At 66.4% G+C, this 21418-nt stretch carries 18 protein-coding genes; 13 read left to right on the plus strand and 5 right to left on the minus strand.

Annotated features, from left to right (window positions below; genetic code table 11):
• Position 1: 1 nt before the first annotated feature.
• From G6N38_RS15115 to G6N38_RS15135, 5 genes are read left to right on the plus strand one after another with little or no spacing between them, the layout of a single operon-like run.
• On the plus strand, positions 2-1459 hold the full coding sequence (locus G6N38_RS15115) for an MCE family protein (RefSeq protein ID WP_163748746.1): 1458 nt from the start codon (positions 2-4) through the stop codon (positions 1457-1459).
• A 47-nt stretch (positions 1460-1506) separates the two neighbouring features.
• The gene (locus G6N38_RS15120) at positions 1507-1950 is read left to right on the plus strand and encodes an SRPBCC family protein (RefSeq protein WP_163748749.1); all 444 of its coding nucleotides are present in this window, start codon (positions 1507-1509) and stop codon (positions 1948-1950) included.
• Positions 1951-1964: 14 nt separating this feature from the next.
• The gene (locus tag G6N38_RS15125; RefSeq protein WP_163748751.1) at positions 1965-3044 is read left to right on the plus strand and encodes a CaiB/BaiF CoA transferase family protein; all 1080 of its coding nucleotides are present in this window, start codon (positions 1965-1967) and stop codon (positions 3042-3044) included.
• Between the two features lie 58 nt (positions 3045-3102).
• On the plus strand, positions 3103-3555 hold the full coding sequence (locus tag G6N38_RS15130; protein WP_170314168.1) for an SRPBCC family protein: 453 nt from the start codon (positions 3103-3105) through the stop codon (positions 3553-3555).
• 40 nt (positions 3556-3595) lie between these two features.
• Positions 3596-4510, plus strand: a complete 915-nt coding sequence (locus G6N38_RS15135) for an LLM class F420-dependent oxidoreductase (RefSeq protein ID WP_163748755.1) — start codon at positions 3596-3598, stop codon at positions 4508-4510.
• Here G6N38_RS15135 and G6N38_RS15140 read toward each other — a convergent pair.
• On the minus strand, positions 4484-5698 hold the full coding sequence (locus G6N38_RS15140; RefSeq protein WP_163748758.1) for a pyridoxal phosphate-dependent aminotransferase: 1215 nt from the start codon (positions 5696-5698) through the stop codon (positions 4484-4486). The genes G6N38_RS15135 and G6N38_RS15140 overlap by 27 nt on opposite strands.
• 82 nt (positions 5699-5780) lie before the next feature.
• Between G6N38_RS15140 and G6N38_RS15145 the strand changes: the two genes are divergently transcribed.
• The 3 genes from G6N38_RS15145 to G6N38_RS15155 all read left to right on the plus strand — a co-directional run bounded on the left by G6N38_RS15145 (position 5781) and on the right by G6N38_RS15155 (position 9928).
• Positions 5781-6434 carry a C39 family peptidase gene (locus G6N38_RS15145; RefSeq protein ID WP_163748760.1) on the plus strand — a complete coding sequence of 218 codons (654 nt, stop codon included), beginning with the start codon at positions 5781-5783 and terminating at the stop codon, positions 6432-6434.
• Between the two features lie 119 nt (positions 6435-6553).
• The gene (locus G6N38_RS15150) at positions 6554-7765 is read left to right on the plus strand and encodes an acetyl-CoA C-acetyltransferase (RefSeq protein ID WP_163748762.1); all 1212 of its coding nucleotides are present in this window, start codon (positions 6554-6556) and stop codon (positions 7763-7765) included.
• A gap of 18 nt (positions 7766-7783) precedes the next feature.
• Positions 7784-9928, plus strand: a complete 2145-nt coding sequence (locus G6N38_RS15155) for a 3-hydroxyacyl-CoA dehydrogenase NAD-binding domain-containing protein (protein ID WP_163748764.1) — start codon at positions 7784-7786, stop codon at positions 9926-9928.
• A gap of 54 nt (positions 9929-9982) precedes the next feature.
• Here G6N38_RS15155 and G6N38_RS15160 read toward each other — a convergent pair whose 3' ends face one another.
• Positions 9983-10954, minus strand: coding sequence for a DUF3060 domain-containing protein (locus tag G6N38_RS15160; RefSeq protein ID WP_163748766.1), 972 nt, complete (start codon positions 10952-10954; stop codon positions 9983-9985).
• 70 nt (positions 10955-11024) lie between these two features.
• Positions 11025-11627, minus strand: a complete 603-nt coding sequence (locus G6N38_RS15165; RefSeq protein WP_163748768.1) for a class I SAM-dependent methyltransferase — start codon at positions 11625-11627, stop codon at positions 11025-11027.
• A gap of 87 nt (positions 11628-11714) precedes the next feature.
• On the opposite strand from G6N38_RS15165, the gene G6N38_RS15170 reads away from it, so the two are divergent.
• The 5 genes from G6N38_RS15170 to G6N38_RS15190 all read left to right on the plus strand — a co-directional run bounded on the left by G6N38_RS15170 (position 11715) and on the right by G6N38_RS15190 (position 17813).
• Positions 11715-13211, plus strand: a complete 1497-nt coding sequence (locus G6N38_RS15170) for a class I adenylate-forming enzyme family protein (protein WP_163748770.1) — start codon at positions 11715-11717, stop codon at positions 13209-13211.
• 543 nt (positions 13212-13754) lie between these two features.
• The gene (locus tag G6N38_RS15175) at positions 13755-15149 is read left to right on the plus strand and encodes an amidase (RefSeq protein ID WP_163748772.1); all 1395 of its coding nucleotides are present in this window, start codon (positions 13755-13757) and stop codon (positions 15147-15149) included.
• Positions 15150-15159: 10 nt separating this feature from the next.
• Positions 15160-16149, plus strand: a complete 990-nt coding sequence (locus G6N38_RS15180; protein ID WP_163748773.1) for an LLM class F420-dependent oxidoreductase — start codon at positions 15160-15162, stop codon at positions 16147-16149.
• 94 nt (positions 16150-16243) lie between these two features.
• Entirely contained in the window at positions 16244-16663 is a 420-nt protein-coding gene (locus tag G6N38_RS15185) for a Zn-ribbon domain-containing OB-fold protein (RefSeq protein ID WP_163748776.1), read from the plus strand.
• Positions 16664-16667: 4 nt separating this feature from the next.
• On the plus strand, positions 16668-17813 hold the full coding sequence (locus tag G6N38_RS15190) for a thiolase family protein (protein WP_163748778.1): 1146 nt from the start codon (positions 16668-16670) through the stop codon (positions 17811-17813).
• A gap of 16 nt (positions 17814-17829) precedes the next feature.
• Here G6N38_RS15190 and G6N38_RS15195 read toward each other — a convergent pair whose 3' ends face one another.
• Positions 17830-19578, minus strand: a complete 1749-nt coding sequence (locus G6N38_RS15195; RefSeq protein ID WP_163748780.1) for a PE-PPE domain-containing protein — start codon at positions 19576-19578, stop codon at positions 17830-17832.
• A gap of 157 nt (positions 19579-19735) precedes the next feature.
• Entirely contained in the window at positions 19736-21385 is a 1650-nt protein-coding gene (locus G6N38_RS15200) for a DNA repair helicase XPB (RefSeq protein ID WP_163748782.1), read from the minus strand.
• Between the last annotated feature and the right edge of the window lie 33 nt (positions 21386-21418).

The following is a 21418-nucleotide window of genomic DNA, read 5'->3' on the forward strand; positions in this document are numbered from 1 at the left end:
GATGCTGCGGCTGTCACGACAGGTCTGGACTCAGCTGGCGATCCTGGGTGCCGTCACCCTCATCTCCGTCGGGGTGATGGCCTTCGGGTTCATCCACCTGCCGGCGTTGTTCGGGATCGGGCGCTACCACGTCACCGTGGAGTTACCCGCCTCGGCCGGGCTGTACCCGACGTCGGTGGTGACCTATCGCGGCACCGAGGTCGGCCGGGTCGAATCGATCGACGTCACCCGAACCGGGGTTCGCGCAGTCTTGAAACTGGACTCGGGCCAACCGATTCCCATGCCCGTCACCGCGGCGGTACACAGCCGCTCGGCGGTCGGCGAACAGTTCCTGGAACTGACCCCGCAACCCGGCGCAAGCGCGAAACTGCGCGATGGCGATGTGATTCCCGCCGCCGTGGTCCAGACCCCGCCCGACATCGGCCGCCTGCTCGACGCGACCAATACAGCGCTGCAAGCGATCCCGCAGGACAACCTGCGCACCGTCGTCGACGAGGCGGCCACCGCCGTCGGCGGGCTGGGACCAGAACTGTCCCGCATCGTCGACGGATCCACGGCACTGGCCATCGAGGGTGGTGAGGCCGTCGGCCCGCTGACTCAGCTGATCGACCAGTCTCCGCCGGTGCTGAATTCCCAGGTGCAGACCTCTGATTCGATCGCCGCGTGGGCCGCGCACATGGCCTCGATCACCGGGCAGTTCAAGGCTCAGGACCGTGCGTTGGCCGACCTGCTCAACACCGGCGCCCCCGCGCTCGAGGAGGGCAGGGCACTGTTCGACCGGGTCGCGCCAGCCCTGCCGGTGCTGCTGGCGAACCTGGTGAGCCTCGGCGACATCGCGGTCACCTACCGCAACGACATCGAACAGCTGCTGGTGCTGTTCCCCCAGGGCACCTCAGTGATGCAGGCGATCGCGGTGGCCGACTCCGGAGTCAAACAGCCCTACCGCGGTATCTACCTCGACTTCAATCTGAACCTCAACCTGCCGCCCCCGTGCAACACCGGCTTCCTGCCCGTGCAGCAGCAGCGGTCACCGTCGGACGTCGACTACCCGGAACGTCCCGCGGGCGACCTGTACTGCCGGATCCCACCGGACTCCGACATGAATGTCCGCGGTGTGCGCAATATTCCGTGTGAGAACAACCCAGCCAAGCGGGCCCCGACCATCGAGATGTGCGAAAGCAACGAGAACTACGTGCCGCTGAACGACGGCTTCAATTGGAAGGGCGACCCCAACGCGACGTTCTCGGGTCAAGGGGTGCCGCAGTATCCGCCGGGCGCCGACCCGCGGCTGCCGCCGCCCCAGGGCACCGGTACCGCGCCGCCGCCCGTGGCCTTCGTGCCGTACGACCCGGCCACCGGTGACTACGTTGGCCCCGACGGCAAGCGCTACACCCAGGGCGACCTGGCTCACCCAGGGAACAAGACCTGGCAGTCGATGCTGGCGCCGCCGGGCTCGTAACGGTCAATATCTTCCCCGGACGCCGCCCGCCTCGCTATGGTCACGCCATGGCAGTCAAAGATTCCCGTGAGGTCGTGATCGAGGCAACCCCCGACGAAATTCTGGATGTGATCGCCGACGTCGCGTCGACGCCGACGTGGTCGCCGCAGTATCAGAGTGCGGAGGTGCTGGAGGCCTACGACGACGGCAGACCGCACAAGGTCAAGATGAAGATCAAGGCGGCGGGGCTGACCGACGAGCAGATCGTCGAATACACCTGGGCCGACAACGTGGTGAGCTGGACGCTGGTCAAGGCCGGTCAATTGCGGTCGCAGGATGCAAAATACACACTGACCCCCGACGGCGACACGACCAAGCTGCGTTTCGATCTGTCCATCGATTTGGCTGTACCGCTGCCCGGCTTCGTCGTCAAGCGCACCATCAAGGGCGCGATGGAAACCGCCACCGACGGGCTGCGCAAGCAGGTGCTGAAGGTCCAAAAGGGCGGCTGAGTTACCTTACGGCTGTGACGAATACCGGACCCCTGGCCGGGGTGAGAGTGATCGAGCTCGGCGGGATCGGCCCGGGGCCGCACGCCGGTATGATCCTCGCCGACCTTGGCGCGGACGTGGTGCGGGTGCGCAGGCCCGGTGGGCTCGTGATGCCCGCGGAGAACGTCGACCTCCTGCACCGCGGGAAGCGGGTGGTCGATCTCGACGTCAAATCCGAACCTGGGGTGCTGCTCGACCTGGCGGCGAAAGCCGATGTCCTGCTGGACTGCTTTCGGCCCGGCACTTGTGAACGCCTGGGCATCGGACCCGACGACTGTGCGGCGGTCAATCCCCGGCTGATCTTCGCCCGCATCACTGGCTGGGGGCAGGACGGTCCGCTGGCGTCGACCGCGGGCCACGACATCAATTATCTGTCGCAGACCGGTGCGCTGAGTGCGATCGGATACCGGGACCGTCCGCCGGTCGCGCCGCTGAACCTCGTCGCCGATTTCGGTGGCGGCTCGATGCTGGTGCTGCTCGGCATCGTCGCCGCCCTCTACGAGCGGGAGAAGTCCGGCCAGGGCCAGGTGATCGACGCCGCGATGGTCGACGGGGTCAGCATCCTGTCGCAGATGATGTGGACCATGAAGGCGACCGGCTCGCTGAAGGATCAGCGCGAGTCGTTCCTGCTCGACGGCGGGGCGCCCTACTACCGGACCTACTCAACCGCCGACGGCGGGTTCATGGCCGTCGGTGCGATCGAACCGCAGTTCTTCGCCCAGTTGCTGGCAGGACTGCAGTTGTCGGCCGACGAGGTGCCCAACCAGTTCGACGTCGCCCGCTATCCCGAGATGCGAGAGCGATTCACGTCGGTCTTCGCCAGCAAGACCCGCGACGAGTGGACGGCGATCTTCGCCGGCACCGACGCGTGCGTTACGCCCGTGCTGAGCTGGACCGAGGCTGCCTCGAACGAACACCTCTTGGCGCGCCGAACGGTCATCGATGTCGACGGCACCGAGCAGGCCGCGCCCGCGCCGCGGTTTTCCCGCAGCGTCGCCGGCGCGGTCGGTCCGCCGCCGCAGGAAACCACGCCGCTGACCGAGATCGGCTGGTAATCGGCGAACTGAGCCAAAGCCGACCCAGCGCGACGCTTCGGTAGTTATGTTTGCTGGTGTGGCGGTTCGGGCATCACGCGAGATCGTGATCGACGCCCCGCCGGAGGCTGTTCTCGACGCGCTCGCCGATGTCGAGGCGGTGCCGACGTGGTCGTCGATCCATCGGCATGCCCATGTCGTGGACCGTTACGCCGACGGCCGGCCGCGGCTGGTCAAGGTCACCGTCCGACTGCTCGGGCTGGTCGATCACGAGATCCTCGAGTACCACTGGGGTCGGGACTGGGTGGTCTGGGACGCCGACCGGACCGCACAACAACATGCTCAGCACGGCGAATACACCTTGCAGCGGGAGGGGGAGGCGACCCGGGTCCGGTTCGACCTCACCCTGGAACCGTCAACGCCGCTGCCGCTCTTCCTGGTCAAGCGTGCCAAGAAGGCGGTACTCGCGGCGGCGACCGAAGGCCTGCGCACCTACGTCCTGAACGGCAAGGGTTCACTTCAACCCGATTAGATCGGAATGCCCGCGGGTCTTGGTCGTGTTGGTCGCAGGTATGACAACCGGAGTGGTGCTGCTACCGAATCCCTCTGCCGACAACGCCGTGGACGATGTCATCGAGCAGGCCCGGGGTGCCTACACCGCGGGTGTTCGCCAGGTCTGGTTCGCCCAGCGATTCGATCTTGACGCCATCGCCCTGGCCGCGGTGGTCGGCGCCGCGGTGCCCGGGCTCGGGGTGGGAACCTCGGTGGTGCCTCTGAATCCGCGCCACCCGCTGATCGTTGCCTCGCTGGCGCAGACCGCGCAGGCGGCCAGTCACGGCAACTTCAGCCTCGGCCTCGGGCTCGGCGCTCACGAGCCCGAGCGGGTGGCTTTCGGCCAGGCCTGGCCCAACACCATCACCCGGCTGCGTGAGCATCTGACCGTGCTGCGATCGGTATTCGACACCGGCGCAGTCGATTTCCACGGATCGGAGCTGTCCGCCGCCCCGGCATGGGACGTCGCGGTACCGGGTGGCAGACCGGTGCCGGTGTACGTGGCGGCGATGGGCCCCAAGGCGCTGGCCGTCACCGGTGAACTGGCCGACGGCACACTGCCGTATCTGGCCGGGCCGCGCACCATCGGCGAATACATCGTGCCCACCATCGGCAAGGCCGCCGCCGAGGCGGGCCGGCCTCGCCCGCGCGTCATCGCCGCAGTCCCGGTTCTGGTCACCGATGACGAGGCGGCCGGGCGTGCCGTTGCCGCCGAGGAACTCGCCTTCTACGCCACGATCCCGTCGTATCGGAACGTGATTGCGCGTGAGGGCGTCGACGACGTTGCCGACCTCGCCGCCGTCGGGTCGGTGGAGGCTGTGGTGCGCCAATTGCGCCGCTATCTCGATGCGGGCGCAACCGATCTTGTGCTGAGCCCGCTGCGCTCGCAGGACTTCGCGCCGCAGGCGCTATGGGAGGTCGCGGCCGCCCTGTAGCGCGCCCAGCCGCCGGATGGCCTCGTCGAGGGTGTCGTCACGTTTACAGAAAGCGAAGCGCACCAAGTGATTCCATGCCCCGAAATGCGGGGAAGCAGGATCGCAGAACGCCGACATCGGAATGGCCGCCACCCCAGCCCGGCTCGGAAGCTCGGCGCAGAATGCGGTGCTGTCGGAGTAGCCCAGCGGTCGCGGGTCGGCGCACAAGAAGTAAGTGCCCGCACTGTCGTGCACCCCGAACCCCAACTCCGCCAGGGCCGCCGCCAGCCGATCACGCTTGGCCTGCAACGAATCCCGCAGCGCACCCACCCACGCTTGCTCGAAATTCAGCGCATGCGCCACCGCGGGCTGGAATGGGGCACCTCCCACATAGGTGAGGTACTGCTTGGCCGCACGCACCCCGGCGATCAGATCCGGAGCGCCGCAGGCCCAGCCGATCTTCCACCCGGTGCAGTTGAACATCTTGGCCGCACTCGAGATCGTCAGCGTCCGCTGCGCCATCCCGGGGTAGGACGCCAGCGGCAGATGCCGCTTGCCGTCAAACACCAGGTGCTCGTAGACCTCGTCGGTGATCACCAATAGATCCGCCTCGACGGCCAGCGCCGCCAGAGCCCGCAGATCATGCTCGGCGAGCACCATGCCGGTGGGGTTGTGTGGTGAATTGACGATCAGCGCCCGAGTCCGCGGCGTCACCGCGGCCCGAAGGGCATCGATGTCGAGGGTGAAACCGCGGCCGTCGGGCACCAGCGGCACCGGCACCCGCTGCGAACCTGCCATCGCGATCACGGGGGAGTAGGAGTCGTAGAACGGCTCGATCAGCAGCACCTCCGAGCCCGGCTCGACCAGACCGATGACGGCAGCCGCGATCGCCTCGGTCGCGCCGACCGTGACCAGCACCTCGGACTCAGGGTCGTACTCCACGCCGTACTGCCGCTTGCGCTGGGCGGCGATGGCCTCGCGCAGCGGGGCGATGCCCAGTCCGGGCGGGTATTGGTTGACGCCCTCGGCGATCGCCTTCTGGGCAACCTCGAGCATGCTCGCCGGACCGTCTTCGTCCGGGAAGCCCTGGCCGAGGTTCACCGCGCCGATGCGCGCGGCGAGTGCCGACATCTCGGCGAAAATGGTCACCGCGTACGGCTGCAGCCGTGACACCGGAGCCGGCCGGCCGGCGACATTGGAACCCGTCATAGCGGCTGAGCCTAACTGGCAGTCAGTTATCAGTTCGCACTGATTATCTGCGGTTTAGGCAATTGCGTTTTACCGTGTCCGGGTGGTCGGATCACTACTGCGATCGGGCGCGGTAGCGCTCGTCGCTGCGCTCGCAATCGCGCTTGGTCAGCCGGTGGCGCTGGCCGATCCGTCGGGTTACTCAAGCGGTGTCTACGGCGACCCCGCGGCAGCGGCGCCCTACTGGGCGGCGCAGTCCTTGGAGGACAACTGCGGGGCCATGTCGGTGGCCGATATCGTCGGCCAACTCACCGGCGAGCGGCCGACCGAGGCGCAGATCCTGCTAGTGGCCGAGCAGACGCCATCGGAGATGAACCCGGGCGCCATGATCTACAAGCCGAACAACGGCGGCATCTCGGTCGGCGACCTGCCGGTCCTGCTCAAGCACTACGGCATCAAATCGGTGAACAGCGATTCGTCGGGCCCCGAGGCGACCGGCCTGAACGCGCTCGAGCACTACCTCGGCGCCGGCCGCAAGGTCATCGCCTACGTCAACTCCGCGATCGTCTGGGACACCAGCGACCAGCGGACCGCCGCCGATCACTTCGTCGTGGTCACCGGTGTGGACACCAACAAGAACGTCGTGCACCTCAACGATCCCGGCGCCGACGAGGCGAACACGAAGATCTCGGTGCCCAGCTTCATGAAGGCCTGGGACACCTCCAATGATTCGATCATCGTCACCGCCCCAGCCTGACGCGGCAAGGCCGCCCAACCATCCGGTTGGGCGGTCTTGCTAAGCTTCGCGTTCAGAGGACTACCGTCGGACGACGGATCGTCACACCCAATTCCGAACAGGACCTGGAGAGAACACACATGTCCGAAGAAGCTTTCATCTACGAGGCCATCCGCACACCGCGCGGTAAGCAGCGCGGCGGCGCCCTCAACGAGATTCGCCCGGTCAGTTTGGTCGTGGGACTCATCGAGGAGATTCGCACCCGATTCCCCGACCTCGACGAGAACCTGATCAGCGACGTCATCCTCGGCTGCGTCGCGCCGGTCGGTGACCAGGGCGGCGATATTGCCCGCACCGCCGTGTTGCAAGCCGGACTGCCCGACACCACCGGTGGTTTCCAGCTCAACCGCTTCTGCGCCTCCGGCCTGGAGGCTGTCAACCTCGCCGCACAGAAGGTCCGCTCCGGCTGGGACGATCTGGTGCTGGCCGGCGGTGTCGAGTCGATGAGCCGGGTGCCGATGGGATCCGACGGCGGCGCGATGTTCAACGATGTCGCGATCGTCTATGACAACTACATCGCCCCGCAGGGCATCGGCGCCGACCTCATCGCCACCATTGAGGGCTTCTCCCGCGAGGATGTCGACAACTACGCCGTGCGCTCGCAGAACCTGGCCGCCGCGGCCTGGTCGGGCGGCTACTTCGCCAAGTCGGTCGTGCCGGTGAAGGATCAGAACGGTCTGGTTGTCCTCGATCACGACGAGCACATGCGTCCCGGATCGACCGTCGAGAGCCTGGGCAAGCTGCGCAGCGCGTTCGAGGGCATCGGCTCGATGGGTGGCTTCGACGATGTGGCGCTGCAGAAGTACCACGCGGTCGAGAAGATCAACCACGTGCACACCGGTGGTAACAGCTCGGGCATCGTCGACGGCGCTGCCCTGGTGCTCATCGGCAGCGAAGCGGCCGGCAAGTCACAGGGTCTGACCCCGCGTGCCCGCGTCGTGGCTACCGCCACCAGCGGCGCCGACGCGACCATCATGCTGACCGGCCCGCGTCCGGCCACCGAGAAGGCGCTGTCCCGCGCAGGTCTGACGGTGGACGATATCGACCTGTTCGAGCTGAACGAGGCGTTCGCCTCGGTGGTGCTGAAGTTCCAGAAGGATCTGAAGATCCCGGACGAGAAGCTCAACGTCAACGGTGGTGCCATCGCGATGGGCCACCCGCTGGGCGCCACCGGCGCCATGATCACCGGAACCATGGTCGACGAACTGGAGCGCCGCGGCGCTCGGCGCGCGCTGATCACCTTGTGTGTCGGCGGCGGCATGGGCGTGGCCACCATCATCGAGCGCGTCTAAGAAGAGGAACGTAAAGACATGGCTGAGAACACAATTGCGTGGGACAAGGATGCCGACGGCATCGTCACCCTGACGTTGGACGATCCCACCGGGTCGGCCAACGTGATGAACGAGCACTACCAGGAATCCATGCACAATGCTGTGGAAAAGCTTGTGGCAGAAAAGGATTCGATCACCGGTGTGGTCATCGCCAGCGCGAAGAAGACCTTCTTCGCCGGGGGCGACCTCAAAGCGATGATCAATGTCGGCCCCGACGACGCCCAGCAGGCGTTTGACCAGGTCGAGGCCATCAAGGCTGATCTGCGCAAGCTGGAGACCCTCGGCAAGCCCGTGGTGTCAGCCATCAATGGTGCCGCCCTCGGTGGCGGCCTGGAGATCACGCTGGCGACGCATCATCGGATCGCCGCCGATGTCAAGGGCAGTGTCCTAGGCCTGCCCGAGGTGACGCTGGGTCTGCTGCCCGGCGGCGGCGGCGTGGCCCGCACGGTGCGGATGTTCGGTATCCAGAAAGCCTTCATGGAGGTGCTGAGCCAGGGCACCCGGTTCAAGCCGGCAAAGGCCAAGGAAATCGGTCTCGTCGACGAGCTCGTCGGCACCGTCGAGGAACTGGTGCCCGCAGCGAAGGCCTGGATCAAGGCCAACCCCGACGCTTTCGAGCAGCCGTGGGACAAGAAGGGCTACAAGATGCCCGGCGGCACTCCGTCCAGCCCGGCGCTGGCCGCGATCCTGCCGTCGTTCCCGGCGCTGCTGCGCAAGCAGCTCAAGGGTGCGCCGATGCCGGCCCCGCGGGCCATCCTGGCCGCCGCGGTCGAGGGCGCGCAGGTCGACTTCGACACCGCCAGCCGCATCGAGAGCCGGTACTTCACCGAGCTGGTCACCGGTCAGGTGGCCAAGAACATGATCCAGGCGTTCTTCCTGGATCTGCAGTCGATCAACGCCGGCGGTTCACGTCCGGAGGGTATCGGCAAGACCCCGATCACCAAGATCGGTGTGCTGGGCGCGGGCATGATGGGCGCCGGCATCGCCTACGTCTCGGCCAAGGCCGGATTCGAGGTCGTGCTCAAGGACGTCACCATCGAGGCCGCCGAAAAGGGCAAGAACTACTCGGAGAAGTTGGAGGCCAAGGCCCTCGAGCGGGGCCGGACCACCCAGGAGCGCAGCGACGCGCTCCTGGCCCGCATCACCCCGAGTGCTGACGCCGCCGACTTCAAGGGCGTCGACTTCGTGATCGAGGCCGTATTCGAGTCGGTTGAGCTCAAGCACAAGGTGTTCGGTGAGATCGAGGACATCGTCGAGCCGAACGCGCTGCTGGGTTCGAACACCTCGACGCTGCCGATCACCGAGTTGGCGACCGGGGTGAAGCGCCAAGACGACTTCATCGGTATCCACTTCTTCTCGCCGGTCGACAAGATGCCACTGGTGGAGATCATCCGGGGTGAGAAGACCTCCGACGAGGCGCTGGCCCGGGTGTTCGATTACACGCTGGCCATCGGCAAGACCCCGATCGTGGTCAACGACAGCCGTGGCTTCTTCACCAGCCGCGTCATCGGGACGTTCATCAACGAGGCGCTCGCCATGCTGGGCGAGGGCGTTGCGCCGGCCAGCATCGAGCAGGCCGGCTCGCAGGCCGGCTACCCGGCCCCGCCGCTGCAGCTCTCCGATGAGCTCAACCTCGAGCTGATGCACAAGATCGCCGTGGCCTCACGCAAGGGCGTCGAGGATGCCGGTGGCACCTATGCAGCGCACCCGGCCGAGGCGGTCGTGGAGAAGATGATCGAGATCGGTCGTCCGTCGCGCCTGAAGGGTGCCGGCTTCTACGAGTATGTCGACGGCAAGCGGACCGGCCTGTGGTCGGGGCTGAAGGACACCTTCAACTCCGGTACCACCGAGATTCCGTTGCAGGACATGATCGATCGGATGCTGTTCGCCGAGGCACTGGAAACCCAGAAGTGCTTCGACGAGGGCGTGCTGAAGACCACGGCGGATGCCAATATCGGCTCCATCATGGGTATCGGTTACCCGGCCTGGACGGGTGGCAGTGCGCAGTTCATCGTCGGATACTCCGGTCCGCTGGGCACCGGCAAGGCAGCTTTCGTGGCGCGAGCCAAGGAACTGGCGGCCAAGTACGGTGAGCGGTTCAACCCGCCGGCGTCGCTGCTCTAGTTGTGTACGACGCAAGGGCCCGGAGAAACCTCAAGTCTCTCCGGGCCTTTCGCGTTAGCTCTTCTGAACGACCGTGTTGGAGTCGTCGAAGTTTGTGACGGCGGGTGAACCGGTCCGATAGCTGACGACATTGTGGTCGCCTGAGGTGCGGATGCTGTCCGCGGTCTCGAGGGTGACCGAGTTGTCGTCGCCGGATACCCGCACCCTGCGGCAGTGGCCGGTGACGGTCACGGCATTGTCGTTACCGACGATGTCGATGTCACCGCCCGCGCAGGCGTACGTGGCCAACTTGTCGTTGCCGACGACGTCGAGTCCATGACCGGGCGTGGCGGTCGGTGTGCTGTCGGTATGATTCGCCGCGGCGACCGCGACGAACCCAGCCAGCGCCAGCCAGCCGACCATCACCACCAGCCAGACAACCATGCCGACGACCAGCCGGGGCCGCAGCCGGCCAACCCAATTGCCGGAGTCGTCGCGGTCCAGGTCGTAGGCGAACGCGGTGACGCACAATGCCCGGCTGGGCTTGCGCGGGTCGGCCAGTACAACGCCGTCGGTGTATTCGCGGCCTCGCACCACGATGTCGCCTTGATAGTCGCCCAGGCGGTAGCTGACCTTGGTCCTGGTGCTCGGCCCGCTGTAGCGGGGCCGCTGCACGGTCCAGCCGCTGGCGACCGGCAAGTAGGCGTTGTACCACGTGGTACCGCTGTAATACGTTCCCCGGGTTAGGGTTTCGGCACCATCGACGGTCGCCACCACGCCCCATCTCAGCAGCGTCAGCCGCCGGGACGCGCCGTAGAGCTGATAGGAGTAGATGAGCACCAGTGCCGCCACCGCGGTGATCGAAAACGCCAGCGGCGCTGCGGCCCAGACCGCGATCAGCGCGACCGCGATCATGAACATGCCCCACAGATACCACCAGCGGAACGGCAAGAGCTCGGCGAGCAGGAAGCCGGCGGGCACCTGTCGCGGGGCGGCCGCGAGCTCGAGCTCCCCGATGCGATCCCCGGGATCATCGGACGACGACACCGGCAGATCGTGGCACAGCGGCAAGGCGACTGTGTATCGATGAGCTGGAGGTCTGCTGTGAACCGGCGGCCTATGGTGTACGGCGGAAGCGGACGATGTCCTTCCAGCGGGATTCTGCCGAGCGGTCCAGGACGAACCCGGCCGGCTCGCACAATGTCCGCAGCTCGGCGACGCTGAGGCGGTCAGGGTCGAGAAACGCCTCGTGGAACACTAGCTTCCCGCCCGGCTTGAGGACGCTTGCCAGAGATCGCACGCACGCCTGCTTGTCGGGCACCTCGCCGATGACGTCGGCCAGGAAGGCGGCGTCGAATGTGCCTGCGGGGAACGGTAATGCCGCGCCGGCCTGCCCGGCGGTGTAGCCGACATCGCGATGGCCGGCCTGTTCGAGCTTGCGCCGCGCCTTGGCCAGCATCTGTGGCTGGATGTCGAAGAGGTCCAGTCTCCCCGAGCTCAGCCGGCTGGCCAGTTCAACGCTGAAATAACCTGCACCCGGGCCGATTTCGAGGACCCGCTCGCTGCCGGCCAGCTCCAGCACATCGATCGACTGGCCGGGGTTCTCCATTCTGCGACGCAGCGGATTGTCCAGTAGTGCGGCGGCCTGATGGGGGTAGGGGAAGGTTCCGATGCCTGTGCGGGCGCGCCGCAGCAGTGAGTCGAGGAATGTCGTCGCCATTCACGCTCCTAAGTTAGTAACCCTAACTATGACCCAATGGGACCTGCCCTGTCACAGCTACGTGGCTGGGGCGGTTAGCGTGGGCCCGTGAGCGAGGGCGCCGCGACGATCAGCAGCACGCTGGCCACCAGCCTGGCCGGGTATGGCAACGCGCCGTGCATCGAGTTCAACGGCCGGTGGTACTCCGGTGCCGAGATCGCCGCCTACGCCGACGGCGTCGAGGGTGCGTTGCGGGCGGCCGGCGTCGCCGACGGCGCGGCAGTGGGGGTGGTGGCCCGCAACCGGCCGCCGCTGGCGGCCGCTGTGGTGGGGTTGCTCGGCGCCGGCCGGTGGGTCTCGATGATCTATTCGTTCCAGTCGGCGGAGGCGATCGGCCGCGACATCGAGCAGTTGGAGCTGGCCGCCGTCGTCGCCGACCGTGACGACTGGACCGGGCCGGCGATTGCGGCGGCGCGCCACGCGGGCACAGCGGGTATCGCGGTCGGTATGAAACCGCCCACCGTAGAACATGTTTCCGGTATCGAACGGGTGTCGGGCCGGTTGCGCGCGGCGGGCCGGGACGGTTCCACCGGCCTGCGGGTGCTCACCAGCGGGACCACCGGCCCGCCCAAACGGCATGTCATCCCCGCTTCCGTGCTGGAACACACTGTGGCGAGCGTGGCGATCGGGGGCGCGACCGCCGACGATCCACCAGAACTGATGTATTGGCCGCTCGGCGGGATCGGCGGGGTGTGCCAACTGATTACCGGCGCCTACCTCGGCAAGCGGATCGCGCTGCTGGAGAAATTCAGCGTGGCCGAATGGGTGCGTGTGGTGAAGACGTATGGCGTCCGCCGCTGCGGCCTGCAGCCGGCGGCGGTGCGGATGCTGCTTGACGCCGACCTGCCGCCCGGGGACCTCGCCTCGCTGGAATACGTGATCAGTGCCGCGGGCCCGCTGGATCCCGAGACCCGTGATGGCTTCGAGGAGCGCTACCGGGTACCGGTTTTGTTGGCTTACGGCGCAACGGAATTCGCTGGATCAGTGTGTACCTGGACGCCCGAGCTCTACCGCGAGTTCGGCTCCGCCAAGCGGGCGAGCTCGGGTCGGGTGATGCCCGACACGCAGGTCCGCATTATCGACCCGCACAGCGGAGCCGAGGTGCCGGTCGGCGTGCAGGGCATGCTGGAGGCCAGGATCGCGGCCATCAGTCCGGACTGGATCCGCACCAATGACCTCGCTGCCGTCGACGTTGACGGGTTCATCACGCTGCATGGGCGCGCAGATGGCGCGATCAACCGCGGAGGATTCAAGGTCCTGCCGGAGACCGTTCGCCGGGTGCTGGTCTCCCATCCCGCGGTGCGCGACGCCGCCGTGGTGGGCGTTCCCGATGGCAGGCTGGGCGAGGTGCCGTTCGCGGCGGTCGAGACGATCTCTGGTTGTCCGGCGCCCGATCCGGCCGAACTCGTCGGCTTGGTCCGCGACGCTCTTCCCAAGCACTGTGTGCCTGTCGCGGTGGTGGTGGTTGCCGAGCTGCCGCGGAACCCATCGCTGAAGGTCGCACTTCGCGAAGTGGCCGCGATGTACACCAGTGCCGCGCCGTAGCGGGCGAGCCCCCTCCGGTCATTGCCAGGACAACGGTTCGGGTACTGAGGGCAGGCGGCACGGCCGGTGTTCGCCGCCCGCGCAGCTCTGCCGGATCGCAAATCCGTTATGCGGACTCTTGTGGCGGCATGACCTGCGACAAATGTAGTTGTCGACGACATGAGCAAACATTGGTTCATTGTCGTCTATACCGTCCCGAGACGTCGGTTGCTGGGCGAATTGCCCTATCGCCGCGTTGGCGCACCATTTGCCGCCGCATGAGATTCGGGGAAATGCTTCTGATCTCGACATTTGTCAAAAACGGATAATCGGACGGCCGTCTGGAGTTCGTTCGCCTACGCGATGGAAAATTTTTGCTGAATTGCAGCATCTCAGCTTGCTCTCAGCTGGATTTTGCGGTGTGATGGGCATTACGCCAGGGGAATGAGGAGGCAAGGGGGAGCATTGACCCCTCCCGGATGGGAGGGGTCGATTGCCGTCTAGGGCGCGAGTTCCTCGGTCAAACCGGGGAAGTCGCGCCCTTTGCGTATCACCATTGCGGACATGGCCGACCTCTGTCATCTGCCCGCCCATGAGCTCGTCCGGTTGACCACGGCGGGTGCGGTCTCCTGCAGGGAGGTCCTCGACGCCCATCTAGCCCGGATCGATGCCGTGAACCCCCGGCTCAACGCGCTGATCGTGGCCGCCGATCCAGACCTGCTCCGGCACTCTGCCGCCGACGCCGACCAGCGCTTCACGCGGGGTGAACCGCTCGGCCGGGCCCATGGGCTGCCGGTGGTGGTCAAGGACGTGATGCTGGTGTCCGGGCTGGTCTGCTCGGGCGGTAGTCCGGCACTGCGGGCGGTGGCCAACCGGGACGCGACGGTGGTGTCTCGGCTACGCGCCGAGGGCGCCATCGTGCTGGGGATGACCAACGTGCCAGAGATGGGGCGTGGCGGCGAGTCCAACAACAATCTGTACGGGCGAACCACCAATCCGTTCGATCTCGAGCGCACCCCTGGCGGCAGCAGTGGCGGGTCGGCCGCGCTGATCAGTGCAGGCGGGGCGGCGCTGAGCGTGGGCTCCGACGGCGGTGGCAGCATCCGCCAGCCGTCGCATAATTGCGGTATCGCCGGGCTCAAGCCCACGCATGGACGAATCCCCAGGACGGGCAGCGTCTTCGGCGACGCCCCAGGTATCTTCGGACCCTTCAACTGCTATGGACCGCTGGCCCGTTCGGTAGCCGACCTGCAGCTGGGCCTGTCGATCATGGGCGGCCCGGATCTGGGCGATCCGTACGCCACGGCCGCGCCACTAGCCAACCCCGATGACGTCGACCTCGCCTCCCTGCGGGTGGCGACCTATCTGCTGGACGGCATCTCGCCACCGGAGGCCCAGGTCGCCGCTGTCGTCACCGCAGCTGCGCAGGCCGTTGCCGACGCCGGGGCGGCCGTCCGATGGGATCAGCCCGCGTGTCTCAACCGCACCATCGAATTGCTCTGGGAATCGGTGTTTCTCGGTGGGGATCGGGGTGAGGGCTTCGAAGCGGACCTGGCCGCGATCGGGGCCACCAATCCTTCCGAGGAACTCGCCGAGTTCCTGCGGCAGGCTCGCGGCATCGAGTTCACGTTGTCCGATGCCCGGCGCCGGCTGGTCGACATCGACACGTTCCGCCTCGAGATGCTGTCGTTCATGGACGGCTACGACGTGATCATCGGGCCGGCGATGCCCACTCCGGCCAAGCCACACCACCACGGGCTGGTGGAGATCAGCGACTTCTCTCACCTGATGGCGCACAACCTCACCGGCTGGCCCGCTGTCGTGGTCCGGTGTGGAACGTCTTCGGAGGGTCTGCCGATCGGAGTCCAGATTGCCGCCCGGCCATGGCAGGACGCCACGGCGCTGGCGGTGGCGGCACACCTCGAGGCAACCCTCGGCGGCTGGCGGCCGCCGCCGTAGAGTCGGGGGCATGCGATTCGGACTGTTCATTCCTCAGGGTTGGCGATTGGATCTGGTCGGCATCCCCATTGAAAAGCACTGGCAGGTAATGCGTGATCTGGCCGATCACGCCGACGCAGGACCGTGGGACTCGCTGTGGGTCTACGACCATTTCCACACCGTGCCGATGCCCACCGACGAAGCCACTCACGAGGCATGGACCCTGATGGCTGCGTACGCCGCGAGCACGTCGCGGATCAAGCTCGGCCAGATGTGCACCGCGATGAGCTACCGCAACCCCGTCTACCTGGCCAAGGTCGCTGCGACCACCGACATCATCTCCGGTGGTCGGGTGCAGATGGGTATCGGCGGCGGCTGGTACGAGCACGAATGGCGCGCTTACGGCTACGGGTTCCCCTCCGCGGGTGTGCGGCTGGGCCGCCTCGACGAGGGCGTACAGATCATGCGCGACGCCTGGCGGGACGGGAAGGTGAGCTTCGCCGGCAAGCACTATCAGGTCGACGGGGCGATTGTTGCCCCTAAGCCGTTGCAGGAGGGCGGTATTCCGTTGTGGATCGCCGGCGGCGGCGAAAAGGTGACCCTCAAGATCGCCGCGAAGTACGCGCAGTACACCAACTTCACTTCCGAGCCCGATGGCTTCGCGCACAAATCACGGGTTCTCGCCGAGCACTGTCGCGAGGTGGGCACCGACTTCGACGCCATCGTGCGCTCGGCGAATGTGAACGCGATCATCGGCACCTCTAACGACGACGTCACGCAGCGGGTGCAGCGGGTACGCGACCGACTGTCCGGGGTGTGCGGAGACGCTGCCGCCGACGCGATGATGACGACGGTCAGTGCGCCGGGGTCGGCGGCTGGCACTCCCGCGCAGGTCATCGAGAGCCTGACGGCGCTGCGCGACCTGGGCTGTGAGTACGTGATCTGCTACTTCCCGGAGGCGGCCTATGACCGATCCGGCATCGAGTTGTTCGAGCGCGAGGTGATCCCCGCGCTCGCATGAGAAGCGCGTGCATTTAGATGAGAATGTGGTTTCCGTCCACGGCTAACAGTGTTGTACGATCCCGCTACTGCCCTGGACTACGAAGGATGCCGCTATGCAAAAGGCCCTGGCGCCCGAAATCTCCACCTGGCCGGAGGAGAACCCGCAGCTGATCGGCAGTGAATGCGCCAGCTGTTCGGCGGTGGTCTTTCCTAGTCAGGAACGCTGCCCGCGTTGCAGCGCGGCCGGTATGGCCGAGGTCAAGTTGCCCCGCCGCGGCACCCTGGTGGCCTGGACCACCCAGGGCTTCGCGCCCGGCGCCCCCTACATCGGCCCGACCGGTAAGGACTTCGTCCCGTTCGGTGTCGGCCTGGTGCAGCTGGACGACGTCGTGCGTGTCGAGGGCCGGCTCACCGAGAACGACCCGGCGAAGCTGAAGTGGGGCATGGACGTCGAGCTCACGATGATCCCCTTCGCGACCGACGCCGACGGCAACGAGGTCGTCACCTTCGCCTTCCAGCCGGCGGAGGCCTAAGAGTATGAGTAATGACGTCGCAATCATCGGTGTCGGCCTGCACCCGTTCGGCCGGTTCGACAAGACCGCCATGGAGATGGGCGCCGAGGCCATTGCCCTGGCGCTCGCGGACGCCGGTGCGGACTGGAAGGACATCCAGTTCGGCTTCGGTGGCAGCTATGAGGTGTCCAACCCCGACGCGGTCACGCGTCTGGTCGGGCTGACCGGGATCACCTTCACCAACGTCTTCAACGCCTGCGCCACCGCGGCCAGCGCCATCCAGCAGACCGCGGACACGATCCGGCTCGGCAAGTACGACATCGGCATCGCGGTGGGTCTGGACAAGCACCCGCGCGGTGCGTTCACCGACGACCCGGCCAAACTGGCTCTGCCGCAGTGGTATGCGCAGAACGGCCAGTTCGTCACCACCAAGTTCTTCGGTATCAAAGCTAACCGCTACCTGCACGATCACGGCATCTCCGAAGAGACGCTGGCGCGGGTGGCCAACAAAAACTTCCGCAACGGTGTGCTCAACCCGAATGCGTTCCGCCGCAAGGAGATTTCCATCGAGGAGATCATGGCGTCGCCGGTGCTGAACTACCCGTTGCGGCAATACATGTTCTGCGCACCCGACGAGGGTGCCGCCGCGGTCATCATGTGCCGCGCCGAGATCGCCCACCGGTTCACCGACAAGCCGGTTTACGTGCGTGCCAGCGAGATTCGCACTCGGACGTTCGGCGCTTATGAAGTGCACGGCACTTCCGCGCCGCTCGACGAGGACGTCTCGCCGACCGTCTACGCCGCCAAGGCCGCCTACGAGGCGGCCGGTATCGGGCCTGAGGACGTCGACATCGCCCAGCTGCAGGACACCGACGCCGGGGCCGAGATCATCCACATGGCCGAGACCGGTCTGTGCGCTGACGGGGACCAGGAGAAACTGCTGGCCGACGGTGCTACCGAGATCGGTGGCTCGCTGCCGATCAACACCGACGGCGGCCTGATCGCCAACGGTGAGCCGATCGGCGCCTCGGGCCTGCGCCAGATGCACGAGTTGGTGCGCCAGCTGCGCGGCGAGGCTGGCGAAAGGCAGGTGCCGGGTAACCCCCGCATCGGGCTGGCTCAGGTTTACGGTGCGCCCGGAACCGCCTCAGCGACAATACTTTCGCTGTAAGCGGCCCTGTGGGTTGCTAGACGTTGGTCTGCTGGCCGAAGAAACCCTCGACGGCCTGCAGTAGGACGAGCACTTCGATCAGTCCGGCGGTGGTCGCCAACCCCGTGACGGCCGCGATCGGGAGGCCGATGGCATTCGCCAGACCGGTGATGACGTCACCGGACAGCGCTTGCGCAATGCCCCCGAGGAACAGGGTGACGCCATAGGCGGGCAGCATCGTGACGATCGCGTTGACGATATCGGCCGTCGGTAGCGCAGCCGCGTAAACCGCCGCCGACGAGTTGGAGATGTTGTACGCGATGTCGGTGACGGCGGTCTGCAGGGCCGAGATGACGCCCGCGGGGGTTGGGAGTACCGGCGAAGGACCCGGTTTCGGTACATGCAGAGCCGCCAGCTCCTGCCACATCACCCCACCGGGGCTGACGTCGGCCACGAAGTCTTTGACACCCTGCTCGACGCCGGCGACGAACAGACTTGCCACCTCGCCCCAGTTGACGTCAGGAATGAAGCCGAAAGTTGTTTGCTGGTTCGCGAATCCCTCGTTGGACCAGCCGTATTTCGGGTCACCGTAGCCGAGGTTCACGATGACCTTCAGCGCCGGTTGCAGCAGATCGGCCAGCGGGGTGCCGATGACGGGTATCAGCCGCAGCGGCTCCAGCAGCGGCAGGTTCTCGGTGGGAATGATGTAGTACTTCTGGGTCGGGTCGGTGGTCGGCAGGGCAATCGCCGAATTGACTTGCGCTGAAGTCAGATCGGCGTACTTGGTGTGCACGAAGATGATGCCAAGGCCGGCATTGAGTACCGACAAGACATTGAGCGGGTAGCGCGGGAAGTCGGCGAACCCGTCGTACTCGAGGGTGTAGTTCGTTGTCGGGAAGAGGTTTTCGGGCGTCGCGCCGTAGAAGTCCAGACCGAGGCTCGGCAGTTTCAGCCCGGGGAAGCGAGACAGGAAGCCGCCGTTCGGATTCATCTCATTGCCGACCAAGACGAAGTTGACCGGGGTACCCGCGGGGAGCTGACTCATGATCAGTGAAGAGATGATGGCGCTCTGCGAGTAGCCGAACACCGTCGCAGTATTGCCGGCGGCGACTTGGCTCGCGATCGCCGCGGCGAGGATCTGCAATCCCTGCTGGACCGACACGTTCAGCGGCAGGCTCTTCACCCCGGTGATCGGGTACAGCCCCTCGGGAGTGTCCAGCTGGAACGGGATGGAACCGGGGTAGCTCGGGTTGATGTACAGATTGAAGACGTTCTGGATATAGCTGGGCTTCGGGATCGGAACGCCGCTGGGCCCCATGATCACTGCCGTGTTCTGCGCGCTGAGTGTCTGGACCGAGCCCTCTGGTGCCGACGACGCCGCGGCGGCGCGCGCCGAGACGCCGCTATCGCGCCGGCTGTAGGCCAGCGCCGCCAACTCCAGCGGTGAGCCGGCCGGCACGGCGGGGGACTGGGGTGCCGACGGGTCGGCCGTGGCGGAGGGCACGACTGCCACCGAGGTCAGCGTTCCGGCCGCGCTGGTGGACTGAGCCTGCAGCGTCGTGGTGGGACGCGAGCGGGCCGAGGACGCCTTGGCTGCACCATGTTTGGCCGGGCCGGCAACCGAACCGGTGTCGCCGGACACCGAGCGTGCGGAGCCGGCGTGCGTCGCCGAGTCGCCCGAGCCGGGACCGTCGGCCCAGGCCGTCGCGCCGTTGAACGCCGCGGCGCCCACGCCCAGCACAATCGCCAACCCGCCAACTCGACCAATGAAGCCTGCTGCGCTCACGAACGCCCCCTGTTGTCACCCGACCACGTATCGTGGCGAAGACTAACGCGTCGCTGCGACGTTCGCTGTCAGATTAGTTGCGCGATCGCAGCGTTCATCGAATCGCGTGATGAACTTTTGCTATCAGGGAGCTGTGGCAACTTTGGCTGCCTGGACGTCAGATCGCGGGGCCGAGCAGGTCGTCGGCGTCCTGAATGATGTAGCCGTAGCCCTGTTCGGCCAGGAACCGCTGCCGGTGCGCGGCGTACTCGGCGTCGAGACTGTCGCGGGAGACCACGGAGTAGAACACTGCGCCTCCGCCGTCGTGCTTGGGGCGAAGCAACCGGCCCAGTCGCTGTGCCTCTTCCTGACGCGAGCCGAATGTCCCCGAAACCTGCACGGCCACCGATGCTTCCGGTAGGTCGATGGAGAAGTTCGCCACCTTGGACACGACCAGCGTCTTCACCTCGCCGCGGCGGAACGCGTCGAATAGCGCCTCGCGCTCGGCATTCTTCGTTGAACCCTGGATGACGGGTGCGTCCAGTTCGGTGCCCAGTTCGTCGAGCTGGTCGAGGTAGGCGCCGATCACCAGCGTCGGCTCGTCGCGGTGTTTAGCCAGAATCGATTTGACCACCGCGATCTTCGAGTGCGCGGTCGAACACAGCCGGTAGCGCTCCTCGGGTTCAGCGACCGCGTACAGCATCCGCTCGTTGTCGGTCATCGTGACCCGGACTTCGATGCACTCCGCCGGCGCAATCCAGCCCTGGGCCTCGATGTCCTTCCACGGTGCGTCGTAGCGCTTGGGGCCGATGAGACTGAAGACGTCGCCCTCGCGGCCGTCCTCTCGGATCAGCGTCGCAGTGAGTCCGAGTCGCCGGCGGGACTGCAGGTCGGCGGTCATCCGGAACACCGGTGCGGGCAGCAGGTGGACCTCGTCGTAGATGATCAGCCCCCAGTCGCGGCTGTCGAACAGCTCCAGATGCCGGTACTCGCCCTTGGTGCGCCGGGTGATCACCTGATAGGTAGCGATGGTGACCGGCCGAATCTCCTTGCGCTCGCCGGAATACTCGCCGATTTCCTCTTCGGTCAGCGATGTCCGCGCGATCAGCTCGCGCTTCCACTGCCGGCCTGCGACGGTGTTGGTGACCAGGATCAGCGTCGTCGCCCCGGCCTTGGCCATGGCGGCCGCCCCCACCAGCGTCTTGCCCGCGCCGCACGGCAGTACCACCACGCCCGAGCCGCCCGCCCAGAATGAGTCGGCGGCCATCTCCTGGTAGTCGCGCAGCTGCCAGCCATCCTGGCTGAGGCTGATCGGGTGGGCCTCGCCGTTGACGTAGCCGGCCAGGTCCTCGGCCGGCCAGCCGATCTTGAGCAGCAGTTGCTTGATGTGGCCGCGCTCGCTGGGATGGACGATCACGGTGTCGTCGTCGATGCGCGCGCCCAGCATCGGGGCGATCTTCTTATTGCGCATCACCTCCGCCAGCACCGCGCGATCGAGGCTGACCAGAACCAGGCCGTGGATCGGGCTCTTGACCAGCTGCAGCCGCCCGTAGCGGGCCATGGTGTCGACGATGTCGACCAGGAGCGGCTGCGGTACGGCGTAGCGCGAGAAGCTGACGAGTGCGTCGACCACTTGCTCGGCGTCGTGGCCGGCAGCGCGGGCGTTCCACAACGCCAGGGGAGTGATGCGGTAGGTGTGGATGTGCTCGGGTGCGCGTTCCAGCTCCGCGAACGGGGCGATCGCCGCCCTGGCGGCGCCGGCCTGCTCATGATCGACCTCGAGCAGCACGGTTTTGTCGGACTGCACGATCAAGGGGCCGTCGGTCATTTCGCGCCCACTTGGCTAAAGCTCATTTCCCCA

Source organism: Mycolicibacterium helvum (assembly GCF_010731895.1).
GTDB lineage: Bacteria > Actinomycetota > Actinomycetes > Mycobacteriales > Mycobacteriaceae > Mycobacterium > Mycobacterium helvum.